The sequence below is a fragment of the Psychroserpens mesophilus genome, assembly GCF_050617655.1.
Lineage (GTDB): Bacteria > Bacteroidota > Bacteroidia > Flavobacteriales > Flavobacteriaceae > Psychroserpens > Psychroserpens mesophilus_A.
The window spans coordinates 40,583-61,530 of record NZ_JBODQC010000002.1; the positions used below are offsets into that span (position 1 = coordinate 40,583).

Here is a 20,948-nt window from a genome sequence, read left to right on the forward strand (position 1 = left end):
ATGAGGTTTTGAATTGTTAGAACTGAAAAATTTAAGTGATACGATTGATTAATCATTATCTTCAATATCGTCATTAGCAGCAAAAATTCTATTGATTCTTAATCTGAAATCTGGTCGCTTAGAATCTTTAGCATCGATGAATGTTTCAGAATCAGGACCTTTAGAGTACACATTGTTAAATGCTCTGTTTCCATACCAATTTTCAAGATCTTCATTATTTGAATTATTTTTAATAAAGATGTTGCCTTTGCAATTGTTAAAATAAGTTCTTGTAAACCCAATTTTGTCTAAGTTTTCACTGTTTATTGAAATCTTGTTATCTAAAATTACAGCAGGATTAAAACCAGAGATTACACTTTTATCAATTGTGAATGTAGTATTTTCACCAATGTAAATGGCTTCATTAACCAATCCAATTTTGATATCATAGTTGAGATCATTGCTCAGATTTAGCAGTGTTAGATTTTCTGCTTGGATATTAGTTTGATGTTTAGACAAATCAACATTTTCTTCTTTATCGTATGCTATAGCATTAATACATCTTGAAACTTCTGCACCAGAAGCATAAGGAGATCTCACAGCTAAAGAATTTGATATTTTACATTGGGCACCATAATTAAATTCATAATCGTTAATACTCGATTTGTACGACACTAATTTTTCTAGGTTAACATTACCTCCTAATACACTAAAAGAGTTGCCTTCACAGTAGCTAACCATAACATTTTCAATAATGGTTTGTTGTCCGACACCTGCTAAAGTCAATCCGTTAAAGTAACCATAGTCTTTGGTTCTCTTTCCAGCGAATTCTATTCTTACATATTTCAGAATACCTGAATTGCTATCAATGTTTTCACCTCCATAGCTAATGGCTTTTGAATTAGATGTTGCTAAACCGTAATTTAATGCATCTTCATTTCCAAATTTATTAGTTGGTGCATCACCAAGAATAAAAAGTCCACCCCAATCACCTGGTTTTTTTAGACTTCTTCCAGATGTAAACACGATTGGGTCTGTATGAGTTCCGTTGGCAATTAGTTTAGAGCCATTAGTTATAGTAAGAGATCCTTTCGTCTTGAAGTCACCAAGGATAATTGTGCCAGGTTCAATAGTAAGTGTTGTGCTATCTGTAACAAACACATCACCTAAAAGCAGATAGGTATCACCTTTATATAATTTTGTGTCTCTGGTAATATTACCACTTAAGATTTGAGTAGGTTGAACGTAATCAATTTTATTTGGTTTAAATTCAGTCCAAGGGTTTAGCCAATTATCATAGCCAATTATTCCCTTTTCTTGCTGAGCACATACATTGCTATACACTAAGAAGAACAAAAGTGCAATTTGAGTAATTTTTTTCATAGTCGTTAAATTCATTTAGTTTAGATAAGTGGGCTCTTAAATATTGTATCAAACATATGATTTATACTTATGAAATGCAAATAATATCGACAAAATGCATTGTTTTAATATGTTAAAAAGAATTTTCTTACAAAATAAATAAATATGTAAGTGATAATATTTGAAAATTGTTAATCACCATAAAATCAAAATCTTTAAAAATAGAAGTAATAAGTATAAAAAAACCTCAACACATGGTTGAGGTTTGATAATAAACTAAAGTTAAGCTAGACTAATCAGTTTTATAATCGTTATAAGTGTGTAATGATTTTAAAGTTTCTTCATAAAAAAGAATTGCTGCAATTAAATCTCTTGTATCAGAATAAGGTAGTATTGTTTTCTGAAACTCAATAGTACTATCGAAGTAATTCACCGACGCTTCAATATTATTTTCCAAAGCTTTTTTATTTTCTTTTGTATCTGGTATACCTAAATCAGACATAGTAATACCTGGTTTTGTTGCAAAAGCAATATTTGGTAAAATGTTTACTATAACTTTAATACGTTCTGTATACAAAGTAAGTAATTCTCCTTTAGACATTCTGTCTAATTCATCATGGTTGTGGTATTTTGAAATATTTACCTTACCACTAATGATATTCATTGATGTGTCTTTCTTTTTTTGAGAGAAACCCATGCTTGTCATCAAGAAAAAAATAAGGATTAATAAAGTAGATTTTGTTTTCATTTTTTGGGTTTTTAGTTAATCTGGGTGAAACAAATCTATACATTTTATTAAAAAAAACAACTTAATTTTTAAATTTTTTACAAATTATTTTGGTATATGAAATGCATATTTCTTGGATAAAGTGCATTTTCACTAGATTAAATGCAATTTTTTACGACGAAATACTTTTGTTTGTTTTAAATCTTTAAAAACGTTTATTTTTTATTTTTTTGATACAACTTTTGATATTTTTAAAATGGATTTATAAACATACTCAGACACATGATTTTGTGTTTTTAAACCTCAAAGGTTATGTGTTAACTACATAAAATAGATGTAATTAATCGGTAGATTTTGCAAACTGGGTCATTTCGTCGTACTATTCATACGTTAATTCGATTTTTTTAAGATTTTGGGTTTAAATCATTGAAATTTGATGTAACCCAAAATGCTTATTTATAATGAAATACCTATTCAATATTGTTTGTTTTCTGTGTTGTATTGGAGCTAATTATTCAATTAGTGCTCAAGCCTCTACTGATGATTCAAAAGATTATTTAAATCGAAGTCCTATATATGATTATGCAGAACTTCAATTAAACAATACAGATACTATTCCTGGTTTTGAATCTAAACCAAATAAACTTAAAATTTCGGGAACTATCTACGAAGGCGATGGTGTGACTCCTGCAAAAGGAGTTATATTATACATTGACCAAGCCGATGAGAATGGTGATTTCGACTTGCGATACTCTAAAGAAAAGCGTTATGTGCATAACAGAGGTTGGATAAAGACAAACGCTGATGGTTTGTATACTTTTTATACCTATGTACCAGGCAATGACAGACGTTATAATATGTTGCAACAGTTATTCCCTGTTGTAAAAGAACCTACAAAAGAAGCATATGCTTTGGCTTCATTTCTTTTTGATGAGGATTCTTTCTTAACTAAAACATGTCGTAAGCGAATAACAAAAAAAGGCGATCCTACAAGAATTCTTAAACTCAAAACAGAAGATGGAATGTATGTTGTTCAGAAAGATATCGTATTAAATTCGGATACCAATTCAGTAAAATAATTAGTTTTCAATAACTAATTTCTGTCCTGGTTTAATCACAGAATTTTTACTTATCGAATTTGTTTTGCATATGGCAGCTATAGAGATGTTATTCCTTCTTGATATTCTGGATAGTGTGTCACCACTTTTAACAACATAAATTTTCTTAAGCTTTTTTAAGCTGGCCATTGCATCATTTTCAGATAATAAAGGAATAATTTTACTTTGTCGCTTTGAATTGTGAACATATGGACGTGTCCATTGTTGTGTTACCCAAAGTTCATTAGCTCTGATAGAATTAGACTCATTGAATTCAAATAGATACTCAGGATTTATAGCAATCCCTTTATAATTGATAACCAAATGCAAATGGCTGCCTCTGGCATTTCCTGAAACACCGCCTTTTCCAATATATTGTCCTTTAAATACAGAGTCGTTTTCTTTAACACCATATTTAGATAAATGGGCATATACTGTTTCCAAGCCATTATAATGTCTGATGACTACAGTTTTACCATGACCTTTTGAGTACCTTGACATTCTGATAATCCCATCAAACATAGCAAATAAACTGTCTCCAGTAACTAAATCGATATCAATACCTTTATGAGCACGACCTCTTCGCCAGCCATAGCGTGATGTTACAACTTTATTTCTACTGATAGGAGAAGCGTAAGTAGAATCTCTAAATTCTAATTGTAACGGAAAAACGACTACGTCATCTTTAAAGGGGTTGTAAACCGTATGATCCCAATGTTCTGCTTTGATATCTATAGAATCAACAGTGTTAGTCTTGGCGATTGCGTCTGTAGAATCTACTTTTTTTATAACCTCAAAATCAAACTTATCTATGATTTTTAGATTAGGTTTTTTTTGAGCATAAACACTGAAACACATTACAGTTAAGAAGCAGATAAAAAATGATTTCATAAATTTTAATAAAAATGCTAATTTTTGATTGCCGAATATAAAAAATAAAATGTTGAAAAAATGTTAAATTTTTTATAGCTAAAAATCATGCTTTATAAACTCCCATTATTTCCCGCACGCGATTTACAATGTATTTAATAAAAGAACTGATTTTTCCTCCTATTTTGATTTGAGTTAAAGTTTTCATGCTTAAAATTAAAATTATCTCTTCAGATGCTTCATATTGAAATAAAAACAAAATGGAAAATATATTAGTTGCTGGTGCCACAGGCACAACCGGAAAGAAAGTCGTAAAATTATTAAAATCATCCCAATATTTTGAGCCTATTGCAATGGTTAGAAAAGAGCATCAAAAGGCTCAATTTGAAGCACAACATATTGAGACTGTATTAGGCGATCTTGAAAATGATATTTCACATACCATAGTCAATGCAAATAAAGTTGTTTTTGCTGCAGGATCTGGAGGTGAAAAAGTTAAGTCAGTCGATCAAGAAGGTGCAATAAAAATGATTGAAGCTTCTCAAAATTCGAATATTAAAAAATTTGTCATGCTCAGTTCAATGGGAGCAGAGCAACCTGATTCCAACAATGATCTTTATGAATATTTAATGGCAAAGCATAATGCTGATGAATTTTTAAAGTCTTCAAATCTGAATTACACTATCGTAAGACCAGGAAGTTTGACTAATAATAAAGGAACAGGGAAAATAAAATTGGCAAAATCACTTAACGAATTTGGAAATATTTCCCGAGACGATGTGGCTCAAACTTTAGTTCGCTCTTTGCATGATGACGCTGTAAACCAGTCGACTTTTGAAATTTTAGAAGGAGAAACGCTCATAGGTAAAGCGTTAGAAGATATCTAAACACTACTATGAATTATCAAATAAATGAAATTCTTAACTTAAAAAAAGATAAAAATGATAAAACCAAGAACAAAAACACCAGATTTACATATAAATTTAGTTAATAGTGCAAAATGGAGATTGAGTGATCAAAACCCAGAACATTTTACCATGGTTGTATTCTATAGAGGTAAACATTGTCCTATCTGTAAAACATATTTACAAACCTTACAAAAGCATTTGGAAGCATTTGATGATAAAGGTGTGAATGTAATTGCTATAAGTTCTGATACAGAGGAGAAAGCTAAAGCATCCTATAAAGAATGGAATGTTGGAGACTTACCAATAGGTTATGACTTTCCTTTAGAAAATGCAGACGACTGGAGTTTATATAGGTCAAATGGAATTAAAGATGAGCCAAAGCAGTTTTTAGAGCCTGCCTTATTTTTAATTCGACCTAATCAAGAACTTTATGCATCCTCAATACAGACTATGCCGTTTGCGCGCCCGAAAATTGAAGACATCTTGAAATCTATAGATTTTGTTTTGGAAAATGATTATCCAGCCCGTGGAGAAGTGTAAGTCAGAATTGGAAACGATTATTTTACAATAAAATAATAAAAACACCCAGATAAGATAATTTGGGTGTTTTTTTAATATGTTAACTATTAAAAAGAATTAGTCTTTACTAATCATTATCGACTTCACATTCACAAATTCTTTCATTCCAAAGCCACCATGTTCTCTTCCAAAACCTGAATCTTTAACACCTCCAAAAGGCATGTTAGGTTCAGCTAATCCAAAAGAATTGATAAACACCATTCCTGTATCAAAATGAGTTTCAGCTAATTTAGTAGCACGATCTACATCTTTCGAAAAGATACCTCCACCTAAACCAAATTTACTATCATTTGCAATACGCATTGCGTCTTCATCATCTTTAGCTTTAATTAAAGAAGCGACTGGTCCAAAAAGCTCATCATCATAAGCGGGTTGTCCTGGAGTAACATTTTCTAAAACGGTTGCCGGATAAAAGAAACCATCACTTTCTTTTGGCGAACCACCACAAAGTATGGTTGCTCCCTTTTCAACACTTTCAGTAACCTGATCATGTAATTTTTCTCTTAAATCTTTGCGTGCCATTGGACCGAGATCAGTATCTTCATGTTTAGGATTACCCAGTTTCAAGTCGTTCATAGCATTTACAAAAGCCTCTTTGAATGTATCATAAACAGATTCAACAGCAATAAAACGTTTGGCTGCAATACATGTTTCTCCATTGTTATAAATTCGTCCTTTTACCGATTTTTCCACAGCTTTTTCAATGTCTGCATCATGAAGTATCAGGTAAGCATCATTACTTCCAAGTTCCAAAACAGTTTTTTTAAGTTCTTCTCCTGCTTTTTTACCTATAATCTTTCCAGCACTCGGGCTTCCAGTTAATGTGACACCTCTTACTAATTTATGTTTTATAATCGTATCAGATTGTTCATGATTAATGACTAATACGCTAAATAAACCTTCAGGTAAACCTGCAGCTTTAAAGATGGATTCTAAAAGTTTTGCTGTTCCAGTAACATTTCCAGCATGCTTTAACAGGACACTGTTTCCTGCCATAAGATTAGCAATAGCATAACGTATGACTTGATATGAAGGATAATTCCATGGTTGAATACCATAAACAATTCCGATAGGAGCATAGGTAATAATCCCTGTTCCTCCATCAGATAATTTCCGTTCTTCATTTTTTAAGTTTTCTGCTGCATTACTAGCACAATAGTTACATATGGCTTGGCACAAATCAATTTCCTGTTTGCTTTGCGTAAGCAATTTTCCCATTTCATCGGTCATTAGTTCGGCAAGTTCTGATTTGTAATTTTGAAGCTCTTCTCCAATAGATGTAATGATGGTTGCACGATCTTCAAACGACTTGAGTCGCCAGTTTAAAAATGCCTTATGTGACTTTTCGATTATAGATTCAACAGCATCATCTGTCATATATGGATAGGTTTCCAGAGTCTTTCCGTTGGAAGGGTTTACAGTTTTAATAGTATCTGTTTTGGTTTCAGTTTGCATATTTTTAGTTTTAAATTATTATTTCTGTTCACTAGGAACAATGTATATATCGTTTATGTTTACGCGCTTCGGTTGCGATAATGCGTAATAAATTGCATTGGCAATATCTTCAGATTCAAGCGTAGTCATCTTTTGCATTTCGGACATCTTCTCTTTAATGTCTTCATCTGTTATAGTGCTTGTTAAATTAGTATCAACAGCACCAGGCTCAATAGACGTGACATTGATATTGTATTTAGGCGCTAATTCCTGACGTAGGCCTTCAGAAAACATTTTTACTGCAGATTTTGTCGCACAATACACAGCACCTCCAGGGAAATATCTATGTGCTGCCATTGAAGAAATATTAATGATGTCTCCTCCATTGTTTTCAATGAGTTGTGGTAAAACAGTTGATACACCGTTTAAAACACCGTTAATATTGACATTAACCATTTGCTCCCATTCATCTGTTTTCAATTTCTCTACAAATGATAATGGCATGAGGCCTGCATTATTGATAAGTCCGTCTACTTTTCCAAATGCAGCAACAGATTTAGCCACTACCTCTTCAAAATCACCTTTGTTTGTCACATCACCAGGAGTAACTAAAGCATTTCCTCCATTTTGTTCAATATCTTTTTTTAAATCATTCAATTTTTCAGTACTTCTTGCCATTAGTACTACATTGGCACCATGACTAGATAGTTTTTTTGCAGCTGCTTCTCCAATTCCACTTGATGCTCCTGTTATAATGATGGTTCTGTTTTCTAAATTCATATTTTATATTTTGGTTAAACTAATTTGATTTAATGTAAGTATACTAATATGAATGACTTATCGTATTTGTAATCGATATTAACGCATATGAAGAAATTTTGAAAGACCAAACAGTTTAAAACAGATAAAAATGATTTTGAGCAAATAGAAATATATATCTTTGAGTACTAAAACATAACAAGCCATGAAAAATATTTTATACATGTTGGTTATCCTATTCATTTTTGCGTCATGCAAAAACGATAAAACCTCTCAGATGTCTCAAGTTGAAAAACCAATAGCACCTATAGTTATTGATGGTATAGATTCTTCAATAAAACCTGGAGATGACTTTTTTAATCATGTAAATAAGACATGGTTTGAAAATGCTGTTATTGCTGAAGATCAGGTAGGTGTTGGAGCTTATCGGTTTTTAAATATTCCGCAACAAGAATTGCTTAAGAATATTCTCGAAGAAGTTTCAAAAGAAAAACATCCTGATGGAAGTATTGAACAGAAAGTTGGTGATTTTTATGCCTCAGGAATGGATACTTTGAGTATCAATAAGCGTGGCATTGACCCTATTCAACCTATACTTGATAGAATAGATGCTATCAATGATATATCTTCTTTAACCAAATTTGTTGCCACTCAAATACAATTTGGAGATTACTCCGTAATTAGTCCTTACATTTCTCCAGATCAGGAAGACAGTTCCATTAACATATTACATTTTAGCCAGACTGGTTTGGGTTTGCCAGATCGTGATTATTACTTTGCTGATGATTCTTCTGTGAAACAAATACAAGACGCTTACAAAACCTATTTGACACATCTTTTTGAATTGGTTGGTGATGCTGATGCAAAAACTCAAGCTGATATCGTTTACAATATAGAAAAACAACTTGCAGAATCTCATAAAACTAGGGTTCAACGCAGAATCATTAAAGAGAACTATCATAAAATGGCAGTTTCCGATTTAGAAGAAAAGCATACCAATATTGGTTGGAAAAGTATGCTAACTACTTTAGGAGTGAAGGTTGATTCGGTTGATATTGCACAACCTGATTACTATGATAGATTGAATGAGATGTTAGCGTCAGTATCTTTAAGTGATTGGAAATTGTTTTTAAAGGCAAATTCTATTGGTTCACACGATAATATTTTGAGTAAACCTTTTCAGGATGCTTCATTCGAATATTCTAAGGTATTATCGGGACAGTCAGAACAACAATCACGTACAAAGCAAATGGTACGTCGCGTTGACGGACAATTAGGTTTTGCTTTAGGGCAATTGTATGTGGAGCGTTATTTTAATGAAGATGCTAAACAACGTGCTTTAGATTTAGTGAATAATTTTCAGAAAGTATTAGAAAAACGGATTGAGAATCTTGATTGGATGAGTGATAGTACTAAAGTAAAGGCGATAGACAAGCTCTATACAATCAATAAAAAAATAGGGTATCCAGATGTATGGAGAACCTATGACGTCACTATTAACAGAGATAAATTTTTTGAAAATGTAGTTGCTTTACGCAGAGATGCTTATGAATATGAATTGAAACAATTAAATAAAGCGCCTAATAGAGATGAATGGCATACAACGCCTTCTACTGTGACAGCATATTATAATCCTTCATTAAATGAGATTGTATTTCCTGCAGGTATTTTACAAGCACCTTATTTTGATTTATATGCTGATGATGCTCTTAATTATGGAGGAATAGGAATGGTAATAGGTCACGAATTTACACATGCTTTTGATGATCAAGGCGCTCAGTATGACAAATATGGTAATGTTTCTAATTGGTGGACTGAAGAAGATTACACTAAGTTTAAAGCTAAAACAGACCAAATAATCGAGCAGTACAATGCATTTACAGTCTTAGATAGTGTGCACTTAAAAGGCGCATTAACTGTTGGAGAAAACACAGCAGATAATGGAGGGATTGCTATTGCTTTCGATGCTTTTAAATTGACAGAACAAGGGCAAGACACCACTAAGATAGATGGTTACACTCCAAAACAACGCTTCTTTTTATCGGTAGCTAATATTTGGCGTGTTAAAGTGAGAGATGAATACCTACGTAATTATGTTGCTACTGATCCGCATTCGCCTCCAATCTGGCGAGTTAATGGACCATTGATGAATTTTACACCATTTTATGAAGCGTTTAATGTAAAAGAAGGAGAAGTAAATTATAGAGCAGAAGATGAACGGATTAAGATTTGGTAAGACAGTAGCTGGTAGTCTGATTACTTAAAAATTTGTTCTTTTTCGTTCAGGGGTTTTATATTTTATTTATAATAAATTGAAAATAAATGAATTAATATGTTGAATGTCTAATAAATGGCATCATCTTTGTCATTCAAATACTATTATAAATTAAAATATATTACAATGAGTAAAGGAACAGTAAAATTTTTCAACGATGCCAAAGGATTTGGTTTTATCACTGAAGAAGGAAAAGACAAAGATCATTTTGTCCATATTTCAGGATTGGTAGACGAAGTTCGCGAAGGCGATATCGTTGAATTCGATTTACAAGAAGGAAACAAAGGATTGAATGCAGTAAACGTAAAAGTTATCTAATACATATACTACAAGTTTTGAAAAGCCCGTCAATACGATGGGTTTTTTTGTGCCTATTTATTTTTAATTCTGATGGGTTTCAATTGAATAAATCCTATTGCATCCAGTAATTTGATAATTACATAGGTCACATCAATTTCATACCACTTAACTCCAAAATTTGCTCTACTGGCATGTTTATGATGATTGTTATGATAGCCTTCTCCCATCATTAAAAAATCGAACCGAAACAAGTTTTTGCTGGTATTTTTCATTTGGTAATTTACATAACCATAAATATGACCAAACCAGTTGATAATCACACCATGAATTGGAGCCATTAAAAAAGTGATAGGTAATAACAACCATTGCCACCAAGCAGTCGTAAAGTAAACAAAGACTAAAATATAAAGAGAAATCCATAGTAAGCGAGAAAACCTTGAACTGGCGAATGTATCAAAAGCTTTCCATTGTGGAACATTTTTAGTAAAGCGTTCATCTACACTAATACGTTGTTTATTGATGTCTTGATAAATGGTTTTTGTTTTCCACATCATGGCAAATAAATTGGCATCATGAGATGGCGAATGCGGATCTTTTTCGGTGTCTGTGTAAGCATGATGCATGCGATGCATAATTCCGTAGCCATAAGCACTTAAGTAACTTGATCCTTGAAAAACCCAAGTTAGGATAAAGGTGATGCGCTCCATTGGTTTTGACATGGTAAAAACTTGATGTGCAGCATAACGATGCAAAAAAAACGATTGGAAAAACAAGCTTCCATACCAAAGCACTAAAACAAAAACAACTATAAACATATTTTATCTTTTTGCAAAGATAATTTGATGTTTACAGTCAAACAATGAACCTAAATCAATAAAAGTGATTCGTTTGTAGAAATCAAACACGTTTTCTAATTCTGCTCAAAGCCTGAGCAGTTACACCAATATAAGAGCTGATGTATTTTAAAGGGATGACCTTTAGCAATTCAGGGCGTTCTTTAAAGAGTTTCAGGTAACGCTCTTCTGCAGTGAGATTTAATAGGTATTGTTCCCGTTTTGATTTTAATAAAAAAAGACGCTCTGCTGTTAATCGTCCTATAAGATTGCCTATTTGTGTTGTTTTGTATACCTCCTGTAAATCGCTATAAGTGATACTTAAAACAGTTGTTTCTGTAAGGGCTTGAAGTTGGTAAACAGAAGGTGTTTGGGTTAAAAATGAATCGTAAGCACTTATGAATTGATTTTTAAAACTGAAACCAAAGGTTATCTCCTTTTCTGGATTGTCTTTAGGAATAAATAGTCTTACTACACCAGACTCTATAAAGGAAATGTGGTTTTCTACCTCATTAACTTTGAGAAATATGGTTTTTTTCTTAATTACGCGACGATGTAATTTAGAAGTAAAAAAATCCCAATCGGTTTCTGAGATATTGGCTATTTGTTCTAAATAAGCTTTAATTTGTTCCACAATTTTTAATGCTAAGGGGTTAACGTATCAACCTACGTATGATCTAACGAATTTAATGAAATAGGTTTACAATTTGGTCTGGTAGGAATTTTCTAGGGCTGACACGGATATGATACGGGTTTAATACGGGTTTAATACGGCTATGATATGAGTATGAATAGGATGTGTTTTTAGCTATAATGAGATAATTAATTAATCATATACGTTTATAGATGATAGTATTACTACTTGGTAATTAGTGGTTTTAAAGTGTCCCAAACCGTATTTGCCAGTATTTTATGACCTTCAACATTTGGATGAATACCATCATTTTGATTGAGTTCTTTAATGCCACCTACGTCTTTCAGAATAAAAGGAATGAATTCCAGATTGTTTTCTTCGGCTAATTCAGCATAAATTTGTCTGAATTCACTTGTGTAATCTTGTCCCATATTAGGAGGCAATTCCATACCAGCAAGGATGATGGTTGTATCTGGACTTTTCTTTTTTACGCTATCTATAATGGCTTGCAAATTTGAGCGTGTTTCTGTAAGTGGTACACCACGTAAACCATCGTTAGCACCAAGTTCGAGTAGGAATATGGAAATATCCTGATTTAAAACCCAATTGATGCGACTTTTACCACCAGCTGAAGTTTCGCCACTGAGACCTGAATTAATAACGGTATAATTTAAGCCTAAGGAATCAATCTTTTGTTGTAATAATGCAGGATAGGCATCATCACTATTTTCTAATCCGTAGCCTGCTGTAATACTATCTCCAAAACATAAAATAGTTTTTGTTGAAGTCGTTGTTGCTTCTTCAGTTTGTTGATTTGATTGTAATTTTTTGGTGGACTTTTCAGATTTAGTGTCACCACAAGTTAATAACAAGAATGGCAGTGACATAATATAACAAAACTTTAAGAGTTTGTGGGCAATTGATTTTGGTGAGTTTAAATTCATTTGTTTATTTTGAGCCTTCGGCATAAGCTATCATCTAAATTAAAATTAATATGTCAAAGATATTAAAGATTAACGGGCTAGAAAAGACATACTCTAGTGGTAACAAACAATTAACGGTTTTACAGAATATTTCTTTTGATGTTGAAAAAGGACAAACTTTTTCAATTGTTGGACCATCAGGAAGTGGAAAAACAACACTATTAGGTTTGTGTGCAGGTTTAGACCAACCTAATGCTGGTACTGTAGTGTTATGTGGACAAGATTTAAGCACTCTAAATGAAGACCAGCGTGCACAATTGCGCAATAAGGAAGTGGGATTTATTTTTCAAAACTTTCAGTTATTACCAACATTAACAGCTCTTGAAAATGTTAGTGTGCCACTAGAGTTACAAGGTGATAAAGAGGCTATTACAAAAAGCAAAACCTTGTTAGAAAAAGTGGGTTTGGAAGATCGTTTTCATCATTATCCATCGCAATTATCAGGAGGTGAACAACAACGTGTTGCATTAGCCAGAGCCTTTGCCAATGCACCATCAATTTTGTTTGCAGATGAACCTACAGGAAATTTAGACGAGGACACTGGAGAAAAAGTGATTCAGTTATTATTTGATCTAAACAAAGAAGCTGGAACAACTTTAGTGATAATCTCACATGATTTGGATTTAGCAAACCGAACGCAGCAAATCTTAAGACTTAAAGGCGGACAGATATTAACCAACGAGCGTACAGATAGTGTACTTTAATTCTATTTCATAAAATCTATGAATCAACATACAAAATGGCTTTTTAAGATGGCATGGCGAGATGCCAAAGCGAGTAAGGTACGTTTGCTTTTATTTATGGCATCAATCATTCTGGGTATTGCTGCTGTTGTATCGATACAATTATTTAGTATTAATCTTAAAGACAATATACAACGCCAATCTAAATCCTTAATGGGAGCAGATTACATTATTGATACACGACAACAACCTACAGCTCGCGCTCAAGCTATTATTGATTCCTTAAAACCAGATGCTTCGGAAGTTAATTTCGTGTCTATGATTGCCTTTCCGAAAAATGGAGGTACCAAGTTGGTAAAGGTGCGTGGTATTGAAGGAGACTTTCCGTTTTATGGTTCTATGGACACCCAACCAGCTTCAGCAGCAACGAGTTACCAAGAGTTAGGAGGAGCTTTAGTTGATGCTACGTTATTGCTTCAATTTAATATTCAACCAGGTGATTCTATAAAAGTAGGTGAAATGACAATGCCTGTTATTGGTGCTTTAAAAGCCATTCCTGGAAGTACAGCAATTGCAACATCTGTAGCTCCTCCTATTGTGATTCCGTATCGTTTTATAGAAGGCACTGAACTATTACAATTTGGTAGCCGCAAGGAATATCAGTTTTTTTATAAAGCAACAGATACCTTAAACTTAACTCAATTTGAAGACAAGATAGAACCTATGCTTGACAAAGAAAAGGCCGATTTAGATACTCACACGAGTACCAGTAGGCGTTTAGGTAAGCGTTATGAAAATGTTAGTAAATTTTTAAATCTGGCAGCTTTTATTGCTTTGTTATTAGGTTGTATTGGTATAGCAAGTTCTGTTCATATCTATATAAAAGAAAAACTGAAATCTATTGCTGTTTTAAAGTGTATGGGAGCTTCAAGACAACAGAGTTTTTTGATTTTTGGGATTCAAATTGCAGGTATTGGTATTGTAGGAGGCTTTTTAGGTTCTATGATTGGTGTGGTCTTGCAGGAGTTATTTCCGTATATCTTAAAAGCATTTTTACCTTTCGCGGTTGACGTTAGTATCACTGCTCAGCCTATTGTGATGGGTGTTTTCCTGGGCTTATTTATGTCTGTGTTATTTGCCTTATTACCACTGCTTAGCACCTGGTATGTATCGCCATTGGAAGTCCTTAGAGTTGATGAACACGCTTCCCAAGGCCCTAAAAAGGCACGTGTATTTGTTTTTGCTTTAATCTTGATATTTCTATTTTTATTTTCGTTTTGGTTATTAGGTAATTTAATGTATGCTTTAGGCTTTGTCGTTGCCACACTTTTTACGTTTGCTGTTTTAGCTGGTATCGCATTACTCTGTATGAGAGGTATTCGTAAGTTTTTTCCAAAGCGATGGGGTTTTACAGCACGTCAAAGTTTACTTAACTTATTTAGACCCAACAACCAAACAGTTGTATTAGTGGTAGCAATTGGCCTGGGAACTTTTTTGATTAGTACCTTGTATTTTACCAAAGACATCTTGCTGGCAAAAACAGAAGTTGGTCAAACCAGTACTAATGCTAATATGATTATTTTAGATGTGCAAACCGAGCAACGTGACGCCATTGAACAAGCTGTTAGCGCTAAAGAATTACCAGTTCTTGATGATATTCCGTTGGTGACCATGCGAATGCATAGTTTAAAAGGCCAACTGGTTAATGATTTACGTCAAGACAGCACACGACAGGTGAGAGGTTGGATTTTAAATCACGAATTTAGAACGACGTATCGCGACACCCTTATAGCTTCTGAAGAAATCATAGAAGGTACATGGATACCAGAATTAAAGACTGGTGATCCTGTTGCTATTTCTATTTCAGATAATCTTGCTGCAGATGCCAAACTGAATGTAGGAGATGCCATAGTTTTTAATGTACAAGGTGTGCTTATGGAAACTACAGTTGGGAGCATACGCAAAGTAGATTGGGGACAATTACAACTTAATTTTACTATCGTTTTTCCGAAAGGTATATTAGAAGATGCACCACAATTTAATGTGATTACCACTGCTGTACCCGATGAACAGACTTCAGCTAATTTACAACGGGATTTGGTTGAGAAATTTCCTAATGTTACCGTTATAGATTTGAGGCAGGTATATACCATTATAGAAGATATCTTAGACAAAGTATCATGGATTATCAATTTTATGGCATTTTTTAGTATTCTAACAGGAATTATTGTTTTGATAGGTTCAGTTAGAACCAGCAAATACCAACGTATTAAAGAAAGTGTATTGCTACGAACACTTGGTGCCACTAATAAGCAGATATTAAATATTTCAGCACTAGAATACGTGTTTTTAGGCTTGCTTGGCAGTCTTGTCGGCATTTTACTCGCTTTATTAAGTAGTTTATGTTTAGCGTTATTTGTGTTTAAAGAACCATTTGTGCCGTCTATTATTCCTTTTGTAGTCTTTTTACCAGGTATTACGCTATTGGTCTTAGGGATTGGTTTGAGCAATATACAAACCGTATTGCGAAGTTCACCTTTAGAGGTTTTACGACGAGAAGGTTAGGTGTCTGTTTCTATTTGTGAGAATTTTCGATGCTTGACCCTAGGATAACCCGCTTATGACCCGAATTAAACCCGAGTATGACCTGAGTATGATATGAGATAAGTGTAATGATTATTTTATTTGATCACATGACTTTCTATATTTGGTATAACTTACCTTTTAACAAAAACAGAATATTATGCTATTTAAACGTATCTTATATTTGATTGCTATTCTTATTTCTTTACAAAGCATTGGTCAAGACCAGACACCTTCACTTACTTTTTGGAAGACATTACAATCTCATTGCGGAAAGGCTTATGCTGGAACTCTGGAAATTCCGCAGGATGATGAGGCGTTTGGAGGGAAAGTATTAAGAATGCACCTAAGGTCTTGTACTGAAAATGAAATACGAATTCCTTTTTATGTAGGAGAAGATAAGTCTCGCACATGGATTTTATCTATGCAAAACGGAATTATTTCGTTAAAGCATGACCATCGTCATAAGGATGGTACAATGGATGCTATTAATTTTTACGGAGGCACTGCAACCAATCAAGGGAAAGCAGATGTACAATTTTTTCCTGCAGATGTTCATACACAAACCAGTATTCCTGAAGCAGCAACAAATGTCTGGTGGATTACTATAGATGACACTAGCTTTACCTATAATTTACGTCGTTTAGGAACAGATCGTGTGTTTAGAGTGGTTATGGATTTAACCAAACCTATTGACACTCCTGAGGCACCTTGGGGATGGAAGGATTAAATGCTTTTTCAAATAATTATGAGGTCACTTTCTACATTTAAGAGGTCTTTTTATAACTCCAAACAGCTAAACCATTCATAATTAAAGCAAACACGATTGTTTTTGATATTTGCGGAAGAATATCTGCAAACCCAGAACCTTTAAGCATTACCATACGCATTACTTCTACAAAGTACTTTATTGGGTTGAATTCTGTAATCACTTGTGCCCATTCTGGCATGCTTTCAATAGGCGTGAATAAGCCACTCATCAATATAAAAATAACGGTAAAAAACCAGGCAATAAACATAGCTTGCTGTTGTGTGTCTGTAAAATTTGAAATGAATAACCCAATTCCTAAAACTACTAAAATATAAATAGAGGTGTACAAATACATAAGCGGTAAACTACCTAGCATTGGCACATTAAAGATTACGCTTGCTAAAATCAACCCGATTGTTAATAAGCCCATTCCAATAACCCAAAACGGAAAGAGTTTGCCAATAATAAACTGACTCTTTTTAATTGGAGTCACATTAATTTGTTCTAATGTACCAATTTCTTTTTCTCGAACGATATTCATTCCTGAAAGGAAAAGCGTAATCATAGTGACCAGCAATACCAAAATGCCAGGCACCATAAACGTTTTATAATTTAGGGTTTCGTTATACCAGAATAGCGGAATGGTTTCAATTGCAATTGGCTTAATGTGTTGATCTGAAACTTGTAGTGCATCAACTTTTAAATGCTGATTGAAACGTTGTATGATTTGTGTAATGTATACATTTTCAACACCAGCTGTGGCACCATCGATAGCGTTAATGGTAATGCCTAAACTATTGTGTTTTTCTTTTTGTAGATCGCGTTCAAAATAGTGTGGTATTTCTAAGATGACATCTACATCTCCTTGTAACATTGCTGAACTTGCTATGGTTTGAGAAGGAAAATCTCTTAGCACATCAAAATATCTTGAGGCATTAAACTTTTCTATCAATGCTCTCGATGTTGATGAATGGTCGTTATCGATGTAGCCAAATTTGATGTTCTTGACTTCAAAAGTAGCTGCATTAGACAATATTACAAGTTGGAGTAGTGGTAAGATAAAAATGATAGGAAGCATGCCTTTATTTCTAAAAATTTGCTTGAATTCCTTTTGTATGATGTATAAAATTGTTTTCATATATCGTCCTTTACCTCTGGACTCTCTTTTTGGTTATAACTCTTGTTTTTCAAAACAAAAATTCATTATTTCATCTTCTTTTATATTTATGACTTCCTACAGTTTGAAAACTGTGACTTATTTTTATTCTAATCTAATTTTATATTTCTTTACACTTAATGTGATAAAAAACACCGTCATACCTATTAAAATTAAAGTTTCTTTCCATACAAATTGCAGACCTACACCTTTGAGCATAATGCCTTTAATAATGATGATAAACCATTTGGCAGGAATGATGTTGCTTATAATTTGAAGAGGTACTGGCATGCTTGAAATAGGGAAAATGAATCCAGAAAGGAGTATTACAGGAAGCATTAATCCCATTAAGGAAATCATCATTGCTGTTTGCTGTGTTGCAGAAATGGTTGAAATTAAAATTCCTAAGGCTAAAGATGTAACAATGAATAACACACTTTCTAATCCTAATAAAAACAAGCTACCCTGAATTGGCATATTAAAAATGAATATGCTCAGAACGACAATAACTACAGCATTAATAATAGATAGAAACACATATGGAAATACCTTGCCAATGATAACCTGAAATGGTTTTAATGGTGATACCAGGAGAATTTCCATAGTGCCTAATTCTTTTTCTCTGGTAATAGAAATGGAGGTCATCATGGCAGACACTAACATTAAAATAATAGTCATTACTCCCGGAACAAACATATAAACACTTTTTAATTCTGAATTATAGACCATTCGTATTTGAGGAATTATTTGATATGTTATTGTGATGTCTCTGTTTAATTCCTTTTGGTATTGTTGTAGCATTGCATTAACATAATTACTAATGGTATTTGCTGTATTTGGGTCTGTGGCATCTGTGATTATTTGAACTGTTGCTTTGTGTTCTTTAATAAGGTTTTTACTAAAGTCCTGTTCAAAATTTAAAACGGCTTTCACTTTTCCCTTTTGAAATACCGATTCTATATCAGCTTCACGATTAATTATTTGCTTGATGCTAAAATATTTTGATGCTGCTATTTTATTGATAATTTCTTTTGTTGTTGCATCTTTTGAATGGTCTAAAATAGCAATGTCTACATTATTGATCTCGTTAGTTATAGCAAAACCAAATAGTAAAATTTGTGCAATAGGCATTCCGAAGAGAATAAACAGTGAGCGTCTATCTCTAAAGATGTGGTAGAATTCTTTTTTTATGAAGCCTATGAACCGTTTCATTATTCTTTATTTATGACAAAGAGGTTTATGGAGTATTTTGAATACTGTGTGTTTAAAATGAAAATTCTTGTCATCCTCTTGCCAGTTTTAAAAACACATCGTTCATACTCTTCGCGTTGAATTGTTGCTTTAATTTTTTTGGTGTATCTAAAGCTTCAATTTTACCACTTACCATGATAGATACTCTGTCGCAGTACTCTGCTTCATCCATATAATGTGTAGTCACAAAAACGGTTGTGCCTTGATGTGCAGCTTTGTAAATGAGTTCCCAAAACTGACGTCTGGTTATAGGATCAACACCTCCTGTTGGTTCGTCTAAAAACACAATTTTTGGGTCGTGAATTAAAGACACAGAAAAGGATAGTTTCTGTTTCCAGCCTAAGGGTAATGAGCCTACTAATGTATGTGCAACATTCTGTAGGCTTAATTCTTCAATTAAAGCATCTGATTTTTCTTTGATTCGTTTTCTGGACAATCCGTAAATACCACCAAAAAATGAAATATTTTCTTTAACTGTTAAATCGTCATACAGCGCAAATTTCTGACTCATATAGCCAATGTTTTTTTTAATGTCTTCAGCATTTGTAAACACATCAAATCCTGCAACGTTTGCTTTTCCAGATGTTGGATTAGATATGCCGATTAACATTTTCATAGCTGTTGTTTTTCCTGCACCATTAGCACCTAAAAAACCAAAGATCTCACCCTTTTTAACTTCAAAAGTTATGGCATTTACCGCTGTGAAATCACCAAACATTTTAGTTAACCCTTCTGCTTGTATGACATTATTACTATTCATAATTTTAACTATTTTGTTTCATCGAGGTCAGTCGTGATGTCTTGTGAGTTTCAGACTGTACTCGAACAGACATTTATGTTGCTAATTCCATAAAGGTGTCCTCAATGGTCGCTTCGGTTTTTTCAATTTCAATATTGATAAGATTATTTGATTCTAAATACATTTTTAAATCTTTCGGATTAAAATCTGCTCTTGTATCTGTATAATGCACAAACTCGCCAAAGGGATAGACGCTATGGTGGTGTTCATAAGCGTTTAAACTCTTAATAAGTTGATACATCTTATTGGCACGTACGTTATAAATTTGTTTTGGATACTGATTTACAATTGCTTCAGGTGTATCAATTTTTAGAATTTTTCCATCTTGAATCAATGCTATTCTATCACAAAGTTCAGCTTCGTCCATGTAAGGCGTAGAGACCAAAATGGTAATGTCTTTTTTTTGCAGACGTTTTAACATGTCCCAAAATTCTTTTCTCGATACAGGATCTACTCCTGTTGTTGGTTCATCTAAAAACAAAACTTTAGGTTTGTGGATTAAGGCACAGCACAAAGCCAGTTTTTGTTTCATTCCACCAGATAATTTTCCAGCACGACGTTTTTTAAAGGGTTCGATTTGAACATAAATATCTTTGATTAAATCGTAGTTTTCTTCAATGGTTGTTCCGAATATAGTCGCAAAAAAGCTTAGATTTTCTTCAACAGTTAAATCCTGATAGAGTGAAAACCTGCCTGGCATATAGCCAACACTATTGCGTATTTTTTTATAATCTGTAATGACATCAAAACCAGCAACCGTTGCAGTACCTTCATCTGAAAATAAAAGTGTTGTAAGAATCCTGAATAGTGTCGTTTTGCCAGCTCCATCAGGTCCTATGAGTCCGAAAAGCTCATTCGGTTTTACTTCAAAAGAGATGTCCTCTAAGGCTTTTACCTTTTTGTAGGATTTACTGATATGATGGACAGAAATACTCACGTTCTTTTAATGTTGAATTATAATTTTAGTATTCATGGTAATTTTAGA

General features: G+C 33.3%; 20 protein-coding genes. 8 read left to right on the plus strand and 12 right to left on the minus strand.

Annotation, left to right across the window (positions count from 1 at the left end):
- Positions 1-48: 48 nt before the first annotated feature.
- A complete protein-coding gene (locus ACRHNM_RS04410) occupies positions 49-1,362 on the minus strand; it encodes a hypothetical protein (protein WP_431134089.1) in 1,314 nt (437 codons plus the stop codon).
- Positions 1,363-1,633: 271 nt separating this feature from the next.
- Complete coding sequence (locus ACRHNM_RS04415; protein WP_431134091.1) at positions 1,634-2,089, minus strand: hypothetical protein; 456 nt, start codon at positions 2,087-2,089, stop codon at positions 1,634-1,636.
- Positions 2,090-2,529: 440 nt separating this feature from the next.
- Between ACRHNM_RS04415 and ACRHNM_RS04420 the strand changes: the two genes are divergently transcribed.
- The gene (locus tag ACRHNM_RS04420) at positions 2,530-3,147 is read left to right on the plus strand and encodes a hypothetical protein (RefSeq protein WP_431134093.1); all 618 of its coding nucleotides are present in this window, start codon (positions 2,530-2,532) and stop codon (positions 3,145-3,147) included.
- On the opposite strand, the gene ACRHNM_RS04425 is transcribed toward ACRHNM_RS04420, so the two are convergent.
- Positions 3,148-4,056, minus strand: a complete 909-nt coding sequence (locus tag ACRHNM_RS04425) for a peptidoglycan DD-metalloendopeptidase family protein (RefSeq protein ID WP_431134094.1) — start codon at positions 4,054-4,056, stop codon at positions 3,148-3,150.
- A 239-nt stretch (positions 4,057-4,295) separates the two neighbouring features.
- On the opposite strand from ACRHNM_RS04425, the gene ACRHNM_RS04430 reads away from it, so the two are divergent.
- Positions 4,296-4,922, plus strand: coding sequence for an SDR family oxidoreductase (locus tag ACRHNM_RS04430; RefSeq protein ID WP_431134097.1), 627 nt, complete (start codon positions 4,296-4,298; stop codon positions 4,920-4,922).
- Positions 4,923-4,976: 54 nt separating this feature from the next.
- Entirely contained in the window at positions 4,977-5,483 is a 507-nt protein-coding gene (locus ACRHNM_RS04435; RefSeq protein WP_431134099.1) for a peroxiredoxin-like family protein, read from the plus strand.
- Positions 5,484-5,579: 96 nt separating this feature from the next.
- Here the strand turns inward: ACRHNM_RS04435 and ACRHNM_RS04440 are convergent, their stop codons facing one another.
- Positions 5,580-6,977 carry an NAD-dependent succinate-semialdehyde dehydrogenase gene (locus ACRHNM_RS04440; protein ID WP_431134101.1) on the minus strand — a complete coding sequence of 466 codons (1,398 nt, stop codon included), beginning with the start codon at positions 6,975-6,977 and terminating at the stop codon, positions 5,580-5,582.
- Between the two features lie 18 nt (positions 6,978-6,995).
- On the minus strand, positions 6,996-7,736 hold the full coding sequence (locus ACRHNM_RS04445; RefSeq protein ID WP_431134103.1) for an SDR family oxidoreductase: 741 nt from the start codon (positions 7,734-7,736) through the stop codon (positions 6,996-6,998).
- Positions 7,737-7,920: 184 nt separating this feature from the next.
- Here ACRHNM_RS04445 and ACRHNM_RS04450 point away from each other — a divergent pair, with 184 nt between their 5' ends.
- A complete protein-coding gene (locus ACRHNM_RS04450) occupies positions 7,921-9,951 on the plus strand; it encodes a M13 family metallopeptidase (protein WP_431134105.1) in 2,031 nt (676 codons plus the stop codon).
- Between the two features lie 165 nt (positions 9,952-10,116).
- Positions 10,117-10,308 (plus strand): cold-shock protein, encoded by a 192-nt coding sequence (locus tag ACRHNM_RS04455; RefSeq protein WP_431134106.1) that lies wholly within the window; start codon positions 10,117-10,119, stop codon positions 10,306-10,308.
- A gap of 53 nt (positions 10,309-10,361) precedes the next feature.
- On the opposite strand, the gene ACRHNM_RS04460 is transcribed toward ACRHNM_RS04455, so the two are convergent.
- The 3 genes from ACRHNM_RS04460 to ACRHNM_RS04470 all read right to left on the minus strand — a co-directional run bounded on the left by ACRHNM_RS04460 (position 10,362) and on the right by ACRHNM_RS04470 (position 12,725).
- Entirely contained in the window at positions 10,362-11,105 is a 744-nt protein-coding gene (locus ACRHNM_RS04460; protein ID WP_431134108.1) for an acyl-CoA desaturase, read from the minus strand.
- A gap of 82 nt (positions 11,106-11,187) precedes the next feature.
- Positions 11,188-11,757, minus strand: coding sequence for a Crp/Fnr family transcriptional regulator (locus tag ACRHNM_RS04465; protein WP_431134109.1), 570 nt, complete (start codon positions 11,755-11,757; stop codon positions 11,188-11,190).
- Between the two features lie 224 nt (positions 11,758-11,981).
- Positions 11,982-12,725, minus strand: a complete 744-nt coding sequence (locus ACRHNM_RS04470) for an arylesterase (RefSeq protein ID WP_431134111.1) — start codon at positions 12,723-12,725, stop codon at positions 11,982-11,984.
- Between the two features lie 26 nt (positions 12,726-12,751).
- Between ACRHNM_RS04470 and ACRHNM_RS04475 the strand changes: the two genes are divergently transcribed.
- From ACRHNM_RS04475 to ACRHNM_RS04485, 3 genes are all read left to right on the plus strand, one after another.
- Positions 12,752-13,444, plus strand: a complete 693-nt coding sequence (locus ACRHNM_RS04475; protein ID WP_431134113.1) for an ABC transporter ATP-binding protein — start codon at positions 12,752-12,754, stop codon at positions 13,442-13,444.
- A gap of 48 nt (positions 13,445-13,492) precedes the next feature.
- The gene (locus ACRHNM_RS04480) at positions 13,493-15,988 is read left to right on the plus strand and encodes an ABC transporter permease (RefSeq protein ID WP_431134944.1); all 2,496 of its coding nucleotides are present in this window, start codon (positions 13,493-13,495) and stop codon (positions 15,986-15,988) included.
- 178 nt (positions 15,989-16,166) lie between these two features.
- Positions 16,167-16,736: a hypothetical protein gene (locus ACRHNM_RS04485; protein ID WP_431134115.1), complete on the plus strand. Its 570-nt coding sequence runs from the start codon at positions 16,167-16,169 to the stop codon at positions 16,734-16,736.
- Positions 16,737-16,773: 37 nt separating this feature from the next.
- On the opposite strand, the gene ACRHNM_RS04490 is transcribed toward ACRHNM_RS04485, so the two are convergent.
- The 4 genes from ACRHNM_RS04490 to ACRHNM_RS04505 all read right to left on the minus strand — a co-directional run bounded on the left by ACRHNM_RS04490 (position 16,774) and on the right by ACRHNM_RS04505 (position 20,900).
- Positions 16,774-17,895, minus strand: coding sequence for an ABC transporter permease (locus ACRHNM_RS04490; RefSeq protein WP_431134117.1), 1,122 nt, complete (start codon positions 17,893-17,895; stop codon positions 16,774-16,776).
- Between the two features lie 123 nt (positions 17,896-18,018).
- Positions 18,019-19,125: an ABC transporter permease gene (locus ACRHNM_RS04495; protein WP_431134119.1), complete on the minus strand. Its 1,107-nt coding sequence runs from the start codon at positions 19,123-19,125 to the stop codon at positions 18,019-18,021.
- A 70-nt stretch (positions 19,126-19,195) separates the two neighbouring features.
- The gene (locus tag ACRHNM_RS04500) at positions 19,196-19,924 is read right to left on the minus strand and encodes an ABC transporter ATP-binding protein (RefSeq protein WP_431134121.1); all 729 of its coding nucleotides are present in this window, start codon (positions 19,922-19,924) and stop codon (positions 19,196-19,198) included.
- A 73-nt stretch (positions 19,925-19,997) separates the two neighbouring features.
- Positions 19,998-20,900 (minus strand): ABC transporter ATP-binding protein, encoded by a 903-nt coding sequence (locus tag ACRHNM_RS04505; protein ID WP_431134123.1) that lies wholly within the window; start codon positions 20,898-20,900, stop codon positions 19,998-20,000.
- Positions 20,901-20,948 lie beyond the last annotated feature (48 nt).

What these genes read in the sequence shown, in the direction of transcription:
- ACRHNM_RS04410 (WP_431134089.1), bottom strand. Translation starts at nt 1,362, where the DNA reads ATGAAAAAAATTACTCAAATTGCACTTTTGTTCTTCTTAGTGTATAGC.
- ACRHNM_RS04415 (WP_431134091.1), bottom strand. Translation starts at nt 2,089, where the DNA reads ATGAAAACAAAATCTACTTTATTAATCCTTATTTTTTTCTTGATGACA.
- ACRHNM_RS04420 (WP_431134093.1), top strand. Translation starts at nt 2,530, where the DNA reads ATGAAATACCTATTCAATATTGTTTGTTTTCTGTGTTGTATTGGAGCT.
- ACRHNM_RS04425 (WP_431134094.1), bottom strand. Translation starts at nt 4,056, where the DNA reads ATGAAATCATTTTTTATCTGCTTCTTAACTGTAATGTGTTTCAGTGTT.
- ACRHNM_RS04430 (WP_431134097.1), top strand. Translation starts at nt 4,296, where the DNA reads ATGGAAAATATATTAGTTGCTGGTGCCACAGGCACAACCGGAAAGAAA.
- ACRHNM_RS04435 (WP_431134099.1), top strand. Translation starts at nt 4,977, where the DNA reads ATGATAAAACCAAGAACAAAAACACCAGATTTACATATAAATTTAGTT.
- ACRHNM_RS04440 (WP_431134101.1), bottom strand. Translation starts at nt 6,977, where the DNA reads ATGCAAACTGAAACCAAAACAGATACTATTAAAACTGTAAACCCTTCC.
- ACRHNM_RS04445 (WP_431134103.1), bottom strand. Translation starts at nt 7,736, where the DNA reads ATGAATTTAGAAAACAGAACCATCATTATAACAGGAGCATCAAGTGGA.
- ACRHNM_RS04450 (WP_431134105.1), top strand. Translation starts at nt 7,921, where the DNA reads ATGAAAAATATTTTATACATGTTGGTTATCCTATTCATTTTTGCGTCA.
- ACRHNM_RS04455 (WP_431134106.1), top strand. Translation starts at nt 10,117, where the DNA reads ATGAGTAAAGGAACAGTAAAATTTTTCAACGATGCCAAAGGATTTGGT.
- ACRHNM_RS04460 (WP_431134108.1), bottom strand. Translation starts at nt 11,105, where the DNA reads ATGTTTATAGTTGTTTTTGTTTTAGTGCTTTGGTATGGAAGCTTGTTT.
- ACRHNM_RS04470 (WP_431134111.1), bottom strand. Translation starts at nt 12,725, where the DNA reads ATGCCGAAGGCTCAAAATAAACAAATGAATTTAAACTCACCAAAATCA.
- ACRHNM_RS04475 (WP_431134113.1), top strand. Translation starts at nt 12,752, where the DNA reads ATGTCAAAGATATTAAAGATTAACGGGCTAGAAAAGACATACTCTAGT.
- ACRHNM_RS04480 (WP_431134944.1), top strand. Translation starts at nt 13,493, where the DNA reads ATGGCATGGCGAGATGCCAAAGCGAGTAAGGTACGTTTGCTTTTATTT.
- ACRHNM_RS04485 (WP_431134115.1), top strand. Translation starts at nt 16,167, where the DNA reads ATGCTATTTAAACGTATCTTATATTTGATTGCTATTCTTATTTCTTTA.
- ACRHNM_RS04490 (WP_431134117.1), bottom strand. Translation starts at nt 17,895, where the DNA reads ATGAAAACAATTTTATACATCATACAAAAGGAATTCAAGCAAATTTTT.
- ACRHNM_RS04495 (WP_431134119.1), bottom strand. Translation starts at nt 19,125, where the DNA reads ATGAAACGGTTCATAGGCTTCATAAAAAAAGAATTCTACCACATCTTT.
- ACRHNM_RS04500 (WP_431134121.1), bottom strand. Translation starts at nt 19,924, where the DNA reads ATGAATAGTAATAATGTCATACAAGCAGAAGGGTTAACTAAAATGTTT.